9 protein-coding genes are annotated in these 12,712 nt (G+C 54.0%); 4 read left to right on the top strand and 5 right to left on the bottom strand.

Annotation, left to right across the window (positions count from 1 at the left end; all coding sequences use genetic code 11):
* Positions 1–23 precede the first annotated feature (23 nt).
* From BN8_RS29755 to BN8_RS29745, 3 genes are all read left to right on the top strand, one after another.
* Entirely contained in the window at positions 24–911 is an 888-nt protein-coding gene (locus BN8_RS29755; protein WP_009285674.1) for an SdiA-regulated domain-containing protein, read from the top strand.
* A 90-nt stretch (positions 912–1,001) separates the two neighbouring features.
* Positions 1,002–4,649 carry a BamA/TamA family outer membrane protein gene (locus tag BN8_RS29750; RefSeq protein ID WP_009285673.1) on the top strand — a complete coding sequence of 1,216 codons (3,648 nt, stop codon included), beginning with the start codon at positions 1,002–1,004 and terminating at the stop codon, positions 4,647–4,649.
* A gap of 65 nt (positions 4,650–4,714) precedes the next feature.
* Positions 4,715–5,377 (top strand): DUF2461 domain-containing protein, encoded by a 663-nt coding sequence (locus BN8_RS29745; RefSeq protein WP_009285672.1) that lies wholly within the window; start codon positions 4,715–4,717, stop codon positions 5,375–5,377.
* A gap of 3 nt (positions 5,378–5,380) precedes the next feature.
* Here the strand turns inward: BN8_RS29745 and BN8_RS29740 are convergent, their stop codons facing one another.
* The 4 genes from BN8_RS29740 to BN8_RS29725 form a co-directional block, all read right to left on the bottom strand.
* Positions 5,381–6,706, bottom strand: coding sequence for an adenylate/guanylate cyclase domain-containing protein (locus BN8_RS29740; RefSeq protein WP_009285671.1), 1,326 nt, complete (start codon positions 6,704–6,706; stop codon positions 5,381–5,383).
* A 96-nt stretch (positions 6,707–6,802) separates the two neighbouring features.
* Positions 6,803–7,330: a hypothetical protein gene (locus tag BN8_RS29735; RefSeq protein ID WP_009285670.1), complete on the bottom strand. Its 528-nt coding sequence runs from the start codon at positions 7,328–7,330 to the stop codon at positions 6,803–6,805.
* Between the two features lie 96 nt (positions 7,331–7,426).
* Positions 7,427–7,750 carry a type II toxin-antitoxin system PemK/MazF family toxin gene (locus BN8_RS29730; protein WP_009285669.1) on the bottom strand — a complete coding sequence of 108 codons (324 nt, stop codon included), beginning with the start codon at positions 7,748–7,750 and terminating at the stop codon, positions 7,427–7,429.
* Entirely contained in the window at positions 7,744–7,986 is a 243-nt protein-coding gene (locus BN8_RS29725; RefSeq protein WP_009285668.1) for an AbrB/MazE/SpoVT family DNA-binding domain-containing protein, read from the bottom strand. The genes BN8_RS29730 and BN8_RS29725 overlap by 7 nt, the downstream gene beginning before the upstream one ends.
* A 120-nt stretch (positions 7,987–8,106) precedes the next feature.
* Between BN8_RS29725 and BN8_RS29720 the strand changes: the two genes are divergently transcribed.
* Positions 8,107–10,620 carry a tetratricopeptide repeat protein gene (locus BN8_RS29720; protein ID WP_009285667.1) on the top strand — a complete coding sequence of 838 codons (2,514 nt, stop codon included), beginning with the start codon at positions 8,107–8,109 and terminating at the stop codon, positions 10,618–10,620.
* A gap of 42 nt (positions 10,621–10,662) precedes the next feature.
* Here BN8_RS29720 and BN8_RS29715 read toward each other — a convergent pair whose 3' ends face one another.
* Positions 10,663–12,699 carry a plastocyanin/azurin family copper-binding protein gene (locus BN8_RS29715; protein WP_009285666.1) on the bottom strand — a complete coding sequence of 679 codons (2,037 nt, stop codon included), beginning with the start codon at positions 12,697–12,699 and terminating at the stop codon, positions 10,663–10,665.
* Positions 12,700–12,712 lie beyond the last annotated feature (13 nt).

The following is a 12,712-nucleotide window of genomic DNA, read 5'->3' as shown; positions in this document are numbered from 1 at the left end:
ACGTGTAAAAAGTAATTGTCCATATGCGTTTCTTTCTCAATCTGGTCGTACTTACCAGTCTGACCATCAATTTGTTCATAGGGTGTAAACAATCCCGGAAGGCGGATGGCGAGACAACTGAATCGGCTAAAACCAGCGCTCCCATTCCCTACGACCTGACAAAACCCACCGAACGGTATGATCTGACCGGTGATTTGACGGAAGTTTCGGGCCTTAGTTACTATAAACCCGGCCGCCTGGCTCTGATCCAGGATGAACTGGCCGTCGTATTCATTTTCGACCTCAATCAAAAACGCGTAGTTGATGAACAGATTTTTGGCCGAAAAGGTGACTATGAGGGTGTAGAGTTTGTCAACGGCGAATTATACGCCCTCCGCAGCGACGGCGAAATTTATCACTTCACTCCGTCTGATGGGAGTGTTAAAATGCTGGGGGGCGGAGGAGCCCAGGTACGGCACATAAAAATTGGGTTACCCGGCAAAAACGACGTAGAGGGACTTGGGTATGATCCCAAACTAAAAGCCCTCCTCCTGGCTACGAAAGACGCGGCTAGTGGCTCAGACCGACCCATCTATTACTACGGTCTGGAATACGGAACCATGTACAAAGGCCCTGTTCTCAAACAAGATGACATTAAAGCTTTCTCGGATGGAGGAAACGATTCAGGGGAGGTAAAGCCAGCAGGTATTGCCGTGCATCCCAAAACAGGTGAGTATTATATCCTGGCCTCGGATGGGCATCGACTGATTGTTACCAAACCCAACGGCACGATTTTATCATCTGTGGGGTTAGATAAGCAGTTGTTCCGCCAGCCGGAGGGTATTTGCTTTGCTCCAGACGGTACGCTGTTCATTGCCAGCGAAGGAGGGAAAAACGAAAATGGCTATCTGCTCCGGTTTGCCTCCAACTGACTGATGGATGGTCAGGCTTCCGGTTTTGCCGATAAGCCAGCGTAGTTGCCTCTTTTTCTGGTATCTATCTGAGATCTACGTTCGGTAGCTATGATCCGTCATTTACGTTTGATTACACTGCTTGTTGGATGCTGTTTTCGGCTTGTAAACGCGCAGTCGCCTTCCTATACTGTCTTTCTGCTCGGTGATGCCGGTGCCCCCAAAGCCGGGGGTGATCCGGTGCTGACTACGCTTCGCGCTCATTTATCAGCAACGGGGCCGAACAGTTCACTGATTCTGCTGGGGGATAACATCTACCAGTTTGGATTACCGGATGCTGATCAACCCGGCCGGGACGAAGCTGAACGACGGCTCCGCGACCAGCTTGATTTGCAGCAGGCGTTTAAAGGCCGGATGTTTGCCATTCCGGGTAATCACGACTGGGATAAGGGGCGACGCGACGGCTGGCAACGCATCCGGAACCAGCAGGATTTTGTCCGGCAATATACCGGGCGTGAGGACGTCTTTTTTCCAAAGGATGGTTGCCCAGGTCCCGTTGAATTAGCCTTATCCGACTCACTGACGCTGGTGCTGGTCGATACGCAGTACTGGCTGTTTCCCTGGGACAAGCCCGGCGAGAGCTCGGATTGTAGCACCAAAACCCTGCCGGATTTCCTGACGCAACTGGATGATATCCTCTACCGCAACCGGCACCGGCGGGTTGTCGTGGCTGGTCACCATCCCATGTATAGCCGGGGCGAGCACGGTGGGTATTTTACCCTGAAAGATCACCTATTCCCCCTCACGGCCTCACGAAAATGGCTTTACCTGCCGCTACCGGTGATCGGGTCCATTTATCCGGTCTATCGTTCGGTATTTGGTAGCCTGCAGGACATTCCGAATCCGGTGTACAGGGAGATGCGGAATGGCATGGTGGCCGTTTTCAATAAGTACCGCAACCTGATTTACGTCAACGGACATGATCATAACCTGCAACTGATTCGGCACGATAGCCTCCATTACCTGACCAGCGGCAGCGGTTCAAAGCACTCGCACGTCAGCAAAGGGCGCGAATCGTTGTTTGCCGTCGAGAAGCAGGGATTTGCCCGGCTGGATTTTGTGGCTGGCGACTCCGTTACCATTTCGTTTTTCACCCCCGACGCCGTTAACCCAACGGGGCAGCTTCTGTATAAAACGACCATCCCGCTGCGGCCCGAATCTCTAACCGAGCAATCGTCCAATAGCGAAACACCCGACAGCGTACGTATTGTACCGGGAAGCCACTACGCAGCCGGCCCCGGCAGGCAACTCTGGCTCGGCAGTAATTACCGGGATGTCTGGACGCAGCCGTACACCCTGCCCGTCATCGACATAAACGCTCGTGGGCTCACGCCAACCAAGCGTGGAGGGGGTATGCAAACCCTATCGCTGCAGCTTATTGACAAGAATGAGCGCGAATTTGCGCTCCGATCCATTGAAAAATACCCGGCCAAAGCCATTCCGGCCGCTATTCGTAGTGGGGTAGTCAATGACATCGTACAGGACCAGATTTCGGCAGAGCACCCATTTGGAGCCCTGGCGGTGGCCCCACTGGCCGAAACTGCCGGGCTGCTGCATACCCACCCGCAGGTGGTCGTAACACCCAACGATACTACGTTGGGTGAGTACCAGCGATTGTTCGCCAATACGTTGATGTTGTTTGAGGAACGAGCCGATGGCAACTACAAGGGAACCGGCCTGTTTGGCAATACAACAAAAACCTACAGCACCGCCAAGCTCCTCGACAAACTTCAGGACGACAACGATAACCGCGTCAACCAGCGATCGGTCGTGCGCGCCCGGCTGTTCGATATGTGGATTGGCGACTGGGACCGCCACGATGACCAATGGCGCTGGGCCAGTTTCAAAACCAGCAAAGGTCTGACGTTCGAACCGATTCCCCGCGACCGTGATCAGGCGTTCTTCGTCAATCAGGGTATCATTCCGGCCATTGCTACCCGACGGTGGCTGTTGCCCAAATTCCAGGGGTTCGACTTCACCATCCGCGACGTACCGGGGTTGAACACCAACGCCCGTTTCTTCGACCGTACGTTCATGACCGAACCCGATCGCGCCGACTGGCTATCCATCGCCGACTCCCTGAAACAGGTTCTGACCGATTCGGTTATTGCCCTGTCCATGCGCCAGATTCCTGAGCCCGCCCGCTCCTTAAGTGCCAACGATATTGCCGCCAAATTACGGCAGCGCCGGTCGGACCTGACTCGCTACGCCGAGCAGCAGTACCGATTTCTGGCCAAAGCCGTTGACGTAGTTGGCAGCGACAAGGACGAACTGTTTGACGTAACCCGGCGCCCCGATGGGCACACGGACGTTGTAATGTACAAGCTCACCGACGAAGGACAGGCTGGCAAACGACTCTACAGCCGCACGTTCGACCCGGCCGAAACCCGGGAAATGCGGCTCTACGGTCTGGGGGGTGACGACCGATTTGTGGTGCACGGCACAGCCCCCACCGGCAGTCTGGTCCGCATTATCGGCGGTAAAGGCGACGATATTATTATCGACAGCTCGTCGGTACGAGGGCTGGCCCGTAAAACACGGGTGTATGACCTGCGCAAAAACACGACGCTGACAGGTGGCTCAGAGACGCGTAGTTTATTATCGGATGACAAAGCTGTCAATACGTACGACCGTTTGGCCTTTAAGTACAACCTGACTATGCCACTGCTGTCGGTTCAGCTCAACCCGGACGACGGACTGTTCATCGGGGGCGGCATCCTACGCAGGACACAGGGATTCCGTAAAGAACCGTTTGCGCAGCAGCACCGCTTTACGGGCAACTACGCATTTGCCACGAATGCCTATAATTTCCGCTACGACGGTACGTTTACGGATCTGATCGGCCGTACGGATCTGGTCGTTAACGGAAATATCCAGGCGCCTAACTTCGTGCAGAACTTCTTTGGACTGGGCAACGAAACCGTGTTCAATAAAGAAGAGCGGGGCGTCAATTACTACCGCGTTCGTTTCGAGAACTGGAGCCTGTCGACGTTGTTGCAGCATCGGGTTGGGAAAGCGCGGTTCTTCTACGGCCCGGCAATCGAACGGGTTGAACTGGAAGACGAGCAACCCAAATTCATTCGCGACTATGCCCAGTCAATTCCGGATGGAAAGCGCCTGTTCAGTTCCTTTCTGTACGGTGGCCTGAAGGCAGGCTTCTCGGTCGATACCCGGAACAATCCGTTGCTGACTACGCGCGGGGTATTCTGGCGGACGCAGTTTACCGGCTACCGGGGCCTCAACGATCAATCTAAATCATTCACGCAGCTTCAGTCAGAGATTGCTTTCTACGGTAGTATCCGCCTGCCGACCGTTCTCACCATTGCGACCCGCTTCGGAACGAGCCTGAATCTGAGCGATCGGTACGAGTTCTTCCAGGCCAGTACGCTCGGCGGGTTGACCAACCTGCGGGGCTTCCGGCGAACCCGCTTTTCGGGCGATCAGGCGTTCTACCACAACCTTGACCTGCGACTTCAGCTATTCACCATCAAGACTTACCTGTTTCCGGCCTATGCAGGCCTGGTTGCGTTCAACGACGTAGGGCGCGTCTGGTACACCGGCGAAAACTCGCGGGTCTGGCACCACGGTTACGGCGGGGGTATCTGGCTGGCACCGTACAACACGGCCGTTATTTCGGTACTGTATGCCCTGTCGCGCGAGGACCGGATTCCCATGTTGCGGGTTGGGTTTTTCTTTTGAGTTTGTAGCCTTACGTATTACCTGCTTACACTTTAAACGTACTAACGCTATCCTTCTGTCAATCTATGTTGAAGCCTCAAACGCTATCATTCATCGCTGATCTCAAAAACAACAATAACAAACCGTGGTTCGACGCAGCCCGACCAGCCTATGATGCCGCCCGCGCGGACTTTCTGCACCTGGTTACCATTGTTCTTGACGGACTCGAGCGCCAGGACCCCACCATTGCTGAATCGAATCTACAGCCGAAGTCCTGCGTGTTTCGTATCAACCGCGATGTGCGTTTTTCAAAAGACAAATCTCATAAAACCAACTTTGGGGCCTGGTTCAACGCCGGGGGTAAGCAGTCGCCGTCGGCAGGCTACTACCTGAACATCGAGCCGGGAGGTTCGTTCGTGGCCGGAGGCATGTACATGCCCGATCCGAAGGTGTTAGCTACCATTCGGCAGGAGATCGATTATAACCTGACTGATTTTGAAGCCTTACTGGCGAATCCCGCCTTTAAGGCCTACTACGATGGTCTCGATCAGGAAGGAGCCCTTCAACGCCCCCCCAAAGGGTACGACGCCGATAACCCGGCCATTGGGTATCTGAAACTGAAAAGTTTTACGGCTGCTCACACCCTGCCGGACTCGGCACTGACCAAACCGGACCTGTCGCAGAAGATTCTGGGCGCATTTGAGGGCCTGCAACCGCTGGTACACTTTTTCAACCGGTCGCTGACGTAGCAATCACGAAAAGGCGTACAACTCAATTTCCTCGTCGACTCCTTTCACGAAGGTTGGACCCAGCAGCCGGGCCGTTTCGGGCGGATCACTCAGCGAATCGAACACTTCGCGCGAGACCAGGAACTGTGTATGGCACTCCTTGTTGAGCTGTTCAATTCGGGCGGCCAGGATAACTACGCTGCCCGTTACGGAATACTGTTGCCGGGTTTCGGTACCGATGTTGCCAACCACCGCATCGCCGACGTGAATGCCGATCCCGAGCGTAGTGGGCACCATGAGTTTCTCGGCATTTGCCTGCTCGATCGCATCCAGAATAGCAAAACCGGCCTGCACGGCCATCTCGGCAGGGTTTTCGGTTTCGACGGGAGCCCCGAAGGTAATCATACAGCCATCGCCCAGGAACTGGTACACTACGCCATGATACTGCTCAACGATGCGGATGATGATCCCGAAAAAAGTATTCTGGTAGTCCATTACCTCCTCGGCCGTATGGCGACTGGCGTAGCGGGTGAAATCGCGAATATCCAGAAACATAACCGCGACCTGCATGTGGCGGCTTTTGTAATTTCCCTGCTGCTCAAGAACCGCCCTGGCTATCTCGGGCGATACCTGCTGACCGAACAGCGCTACGGCCTTCTGTTCGGTTTCCGTAGCGCGGATGGTATCAGTTATGCTCGATCGAATCTGCCGGGACACGTAACCGGCCGCAACGCCCCCCAGCGCCAGCAAGCCCCCCTTGATGACGTACAGAAATGGCGACCCGATGATGACTGTAAAGTCTGTGAGCATCATCGGCGCGGGTCCGCCGATGAACCAGCAGAGTAGTATGAATTCGAGCCCCGCAACGAAACCCGTATAAATCGAAAGCCAGAAATTCAGCCGGAGCGTCGACAGGATGATGAAGAACATGTAAATGTACACCAGCGGGCTGTGGGTAATCAGCAACGGTTCGCTGAGGTGCCGCGAGACAACGTACATAATGAGCGTAATAGACGTGATCTCGAATGTAGCGTTACCGAACTTGAAAATAGTAGGCACGCTCATGTGCGTCTGCAACTGGGTTTTCAGAAACTGCCTGACGCCCAGTTCATACAAACTCATACCGACGAAATAAAGCGCAATGCTCAGCAGCGGCCGGTCAGGAAAATTAATAAGGTGCATCCGGTGCAGCACCGGCAGAAAAATTACCTGCAGCAGGGTAACGACCAGAAAAATTGCCGATAGCACAGTGGCTCGCTGAACCTCCCGTTTCAGGCTTTCATCGGCAAAATGCTCCTGAAAATAAGGCTCGATAATCGTGCTGGGGGCAGATAGGAACGGAAACGTCATTTCATGAGGAAGGCGCTGTTAACGCTGACGTAACAATTCTCTACTGGGATTGATTCACACTATCCGCCATCTCTCTATCTGCGGTGGCGTATTTTTTTAGAAATCATAGGCAACACCCACGCCCACTGCCATCTGGCCGTTCGGCGTGGGCACCGTCGAGAATCCTACCCTCGGTTGTCGGAGTAGTTCGTTATACCGCGTCACGGCCTTGTTGACCTGCCCGTTACCGATGATCGTAAACGTCAGGGCAGCCGCAATGGAACCGCCGTACACGGTCCAGTAGGCGCCCCTCCGGCCGTTATTGTTCACCAGTACGTAAGCCAGCGTAGCCAGCGAAGTCAGTCGGCTGAGCGTTGTCCAGGTACGAAAGTTCCGGAAATGCCGGCTGACGGCGGGGTCATCGATTTCATAAAAGGGAACTTCCAGCGAAAAGGGCGAGGAGAGTTTTTTACCACCGTAGTAATAAACACTACCCAGGGCCGACGAACCAAGCGCCCGTTCGATGGGCAGCAGATGGGCCGGAATGGGCTGCGACCGGTAGTGCGACGTATCATCCCGACGGCGTTGCGCCAGGGTAGTAATGGATGTGAATAGCAGAATGGTGAGCAGTAAAGCGTTTCGCATACCGAGTAAACGAATGAACGCGCCGTTTTAGCAAGTTAATTTTACGTAAAAAGAGATGACACCCTACGAAAAGGTGCCACATAGGCCTAATCAGGCTTAATCGACGAGTAGTTCTTTGATAACTCGTTTAACCTCGATTGTTTCCTCAGCAGCTAACTGCCCAAGCACTTTCACAACGCGTACTTTATCGATGGTTCGAAGTTGGTCAATCATGACCCAACCCGAGCGTCCGCCTGAGTGAACTTCAATTCGCGACGGGTAGGGCTTTGACGTTGACATCATCGGCGCGATGATTAATGTATTCAGCGGCCGGTTCATCTCGTCGGGTGACACGACCACACAGGGGCGCGTTTTTCTGATCTTGCTATTAACGGTAGGATCAAGATTAACCAGCACAACATCGTATTGACTGACTACCATTCGGCCCAGGTTTCGTCGTCGAACACATCGGGAATCAGTAGGCGGTCGTCGCCATTGTCGTGCATCTGCCGAAACTGCTCTTCCCAGCCTTCACGCGGACTGCGAACGGGTTTCAGGATGAGGGCATCATCCCGCATCTCCACATCCACCGAATCCTTAATCTGGTATTTGTCGAGAACGGCTTTGGGAATTCGTATTCCCTTGGAATTACCGATGGAAATAACCGACAGGCGCATAAAGCAAGTAGCTACGTTGTAATTACAAACCTACTGAAACCACGTATCGTTTCAAAATGCTTCGTCGGCTTCGTGCTACGTCAAAAAATCGCTATTTTTCAGAAACGTTTCTATCCATCCATGGAGCCATTGTCCATAGGGCTTATTGCCCAATGTTTAACCACCACCAAAATTGCGGAGTGCCTGATTGGCAACTGGCTGGGTAAAGGTAGCGATCATCTACTGAGCCAGGCGGGCAAGGTTATTTATGATCGGCTTCGTACGCAAACCCAGCCGGTCAACCACGACATTCATAAGGCGGTTCGGGATGCGCATCTGAGCGCTACACTGGTTGTCTGCGAGTATTTGCTCCGTACTAAATACAACGTGGTGGACCGCGTGTTTCATTTCCCGACCTGGGATCTGAAAGAGGTTATCCGCTACCTGAAAAAACAGCGTAAGCAACTGTCGGACGTTAAATTTATCCTGCCCGACAGTCCTGCCGTGACAGAATATGAACTGTTGCTGCAACCAAAGGGCGTGTCGGCCAGCGAACGCCTGGCGGAGTTGCAGGGGCAGCTACGGCAGGGAATGTTGCAGGAACTGGAAAAAGCAAACCTGGGCATTGAGGATGATCTGCGCGCGGCTATCCTGACGGGCTGGACAGACAAAGGCCAGCCAATGGATTGGTTTGAACTGTTGTGCGCCTTTTTTGCGGAAAGCCTCAAGACCAACACCCGCCTGCAAAGCATCGTTCACACCAACCTGCTTCAGGAGGTAAAGGAGTTGCTGTTGACCGTTAAGGCCAACGTACCGCAAATCAACATCTCGCCGGAGCAGTTGACCGACTTAGCCGGTCAACTGGGCAAGGCTATGCAGCCCATCGTGGAGCGTTTCGATATCGTGATAGGCCGACTGGATGAAATGCTGGCTATTCTGGAGCGGGTTGAACAGAAAGTTGATACTGTACAAACTGGTGTTGATCAATCGAACGAAAGCCTGACCGGCCTTCACGAGAAAGTTGATAAGCTCATACCAGTCCCATCCGCCCGCCATAAATACCTCAACACCTTTGCCCACTACGACCTGCAAAATCTGGTGGGCCGGCAAAAGCAGTTACAGGATATTGAGGCACACTTCACTAACCACAACCTACTGCTGCTGCGTGGAATGGGCGGCATTGGTAAAACCACACTCGCCCGCGCCTATCTCGCCCGGATGGAAGACCAGTTTGACCATGTTGCTTTTTTGGAAATAACCGGCACTATTGCTGACGCACTGCTGCTCAAGTTGGGCGGCTCCAAAGACATTTTTTATACGCAGGACCCACAAAAGAACACCGAAGATAACCTCTTCGCTTTGCTCGACGTGTTGCGGCATATTCCAAACACGTTGCTTGTCATTGACAATGCTAACGACGCTGATGATCTCTTACTACGTAAGAAAGCGTTTGACAGCTTACCCTGGAAAATACTCATTACGTCCCGCGCCAAAGTACATACTTACCAGCACGAGCGTAAAGTGCAGGAAGTGAAGCAACTGATGCCGGAAGAAGCCAGAGTCTTATTCGAGAAACTATATGGCCTCCCGCTGACCGATACCGAGCAAGAGCTGGTAAGTTTTATTCTCGAAAAAGCGTTTTACCACCCTAAACTGATTGAGGTGCTGGCAAAAGCTGCGCGCGAGAATCCAATGCTGGAACTAACAACGCTGCGCGAGATCGTTGCGAAGAAAGAGTATGACGATGAAGAAATTAATTATCCAGTAGAGATTGGTGAGCAGGAAAAGCCCGTTTATCGCATTTTGCTTGATCTGTTCGATACGGATCCCCTCGATGCTGACCTGAAGCAGTTGTTACAGTACTTCGCGGTACTGCCTTCCATTGACATTCCAGCTAGGCACTTGATTGAACTACTGGACGCCGAAGAGATTGAGGCTCGAAAAACTTTACTTGACCAGTTAAAGAAGCTAACTAAAGCAGGTTGGTTAGACGACCTCGATAATCGTAATTTTTCCATGCATGGCTTGGTGCAATGGGTTGTACAGGAGCGGTTAAAACCGACTTTAGAAAGCTGTCACTTGCTCATCAATCGTATTGGCTGGCTTACGTACACAGAATCAGGCGACAATCCTTTAGACAAAAAGCAGTATCTACCGTTAGCAGACAGTTTGTTTAGTGTGTTTGGCGAAGATTCGGATGCCACTTTAGCCACAGCTTATGGCAATACGGCTGTTGTTTATGGGGCCTTGGGTGACAACCAGAAGCGTCTGGAGTATGACCTGAAAGCCTTGAGCATCCGCGAGCAGACGCTGGCACCGACCCATCCCGACCTGGCTAGCTCCTACGCCAACATCGCCGTCACCTACGGAGCCTTGGGTGACAATCAGCAGGCCCTGGAGTATGACCTGAAAGCCTTGAGCATCCGCGAGCAGACGCTGGCACCGACCCATCCCGACCTGGCCTTCTCCTACGCCAACATCGCGGTAACGTATTATTCCACCGGAGATTTGTCAAAGGCGCTTACACACATGCAAAAAGCCACGCAGATACGGGAACAGGTGCTGCCGGCTACGCACCCGGATCTTCTCCAATCGAAAGCAGACTTGACTTTTCTGGAACAAGCCTTGCAGGAGCGTAACAAAACAGCCGGTTGAGGTTTGTCCTCAACCGGCTGTTTTGTTACCTGTTACGTCAACCTACTTCACCACTTTCAGCGTGCCCTGCATCAGCGACGAGTGGCCGGGGAACGTGCAGACGAACTGGTAGTCGCCGGGCTCCGTGGGTGCTACGAAATAGATGCTCTCGGCGCTTTCGGGCTGGAGAATGTTCGTGTGGTACAGTACGTCGGCCGAGTTCGGTACGTAGTTCATCTTCGGGCCGTTGAGGTTCAATCGCAGGGCTGCGTTCCCAACGGCATTGGCCGTGCCCGGCTTCACAATGACGCAGTTATGCAGCATGTCGTCGTTGTTGTTGAACACCAGTTTTACCCGGCTGCCGGCTTTTACCTCCAGCTTGTCCGTATCGAATTTCAGGCCGGGCTTGGTACCGACCGTGATCGTCTGGTCGGGGCCGTTGGTCCAGTCGGCGGGCAGATCGGTGATACGCTTGGCGTTCTTAACGGCAGCTACAGCGGACTTGCCAACTTTGCCTTTGCTGACCGGCGGCTCAGCTTTGGTCGATGCTGTTGCCATCATGGCGCTGTGGTCGTGTTTTGGCCGGGCCGCTACGGTTGCTTTTTCGCCTGGGGCAATGGCGTTGAGGGTGTAGTAGCCGGTCGGGTGTAGCAGCGACAGATTACCCGCTGCCGACCGAACGCCCTCGGCTTTCACTTCGTGGATATATCCTTCGCGCAGGACCGTATCGGCCACGATGCGGGCAGTCAGGCCATCGGCTGAGACAATTACCCCCCGGATCGGTACGGGTCGGGCGTCTTCGATAGGACTGCCGTAGGTTTTGTGGTACTTATATGTAAAGCTGTTCAAACTGTACGAATCCGGATTTTCGGCTGTTTTGCGGTCGACAGGCAGGGTAAACTCCACGTCAAAGCCGTCGGGCTTGGAGCGAATGGTTTTGATTTCGAACGGGGTCTTGCCGGTCCAGACCAGCCGCTGAATACCGTACGGATCTTTTCCAGTGGCCGCCCAGCCCCGGCTGGTTTGCCCGACAAACATGGAGCCATCCTGCCCCCAGACGGTACGGATAATACCCGACTGGAACCCTTCGCGGAAGGGAAAGCAGGCCCCCTGCCATTCACCATTGACTTTTTCCAGCGCTACGCGCATGATTTTACTGTGCCCCTGATCGCCTACGAATAGTTGCCCCGAGAACGGACCAAACGCACCGTTGGTCGTGTCTTCTTTGAAATCGGACGTTGAAATACCCATCAGCGTATGCGGGAACCACACAGCCGGCACCTTCAGGTTCTTGATCGTTTTGGCCACTTCGTGCATAGGCTTACCCGTGCTCGGTACATCCTGCGGTTTCAGCGTCAGCGGAGAGCCCGGCTCGCTGGACCAGCGCAGACCCGCCGGGTTTCCGGCAAAATCGCCTTTCTCGAGATGCGTCATCCGACCTGAGCCAACCCAGTCGCCCTGGTTTTCGGTGTAGAAGATGCTGCCGTCGCGCAATACGGCAAAACCCGCGGGTGACCGCAGGCCCGTAGCCCAGGGGGTCATCTCGCCTTTGTCGTTTAGCTTGAGCATCCAGCCGCGCCACTTGGCCAGGCTGGCCCCAAACCCGATCCAGTCGAGGTTCAACGTAATGACCATGTCGCCGTCGGGCAGCAGCACCGGCCCGTATGAATATTCGTGGTAGTTTCCCGACAGCGGCCATTTGTAGAACGACCGGTATTCGTCGGCTACCTCGTCGCCGTCGTTGTCAACGAGCTTGGTCACTTCGCCCCGCTGGGTGCAGAGGAAATAACCCCGGCCGTTCGGGCCACCCGAGCGGTACAGTAAGCCCAGCGGCTCATGCAGTCCGGATGCAAACCGCTTGAACGTTGGTACGCGGCTGCCCTGCATGTAGGGGTTACTGATGATCCAGACCTCACCCCGGCGCGTACAGGCAGCCAGTCGACCGTCGGGCATGGGGGCCAGTCCACCTACTTCCAGCTTGATGTCTTCCGGAATGGGCAACGTTACGATGCGGTAGTAGTCCTCTTCCGTAGCCGGGCGTTGTGCAAACGCGGGCACAAGCAGAAGAGCAGAAAAAAGAAAAGAAATGAGTTGTTTCATGGCTATTCAGCGA

Origin of the sequence: Fibrisoma limi BUZ 3, from assembly GCF_000296815.2 — a bacterium.
Lineage (GTDB): Bacteria > Bacteroidota > Bacteroidia > Cytophagales > Spirosomataceae > Fibrisoma > Fibrisoma limi.
The sequence above is the reverse complement of the archived record's forward strand: the minus strand, read 5'-3'. Positions and strand labels throughout refer to the sequence as shown.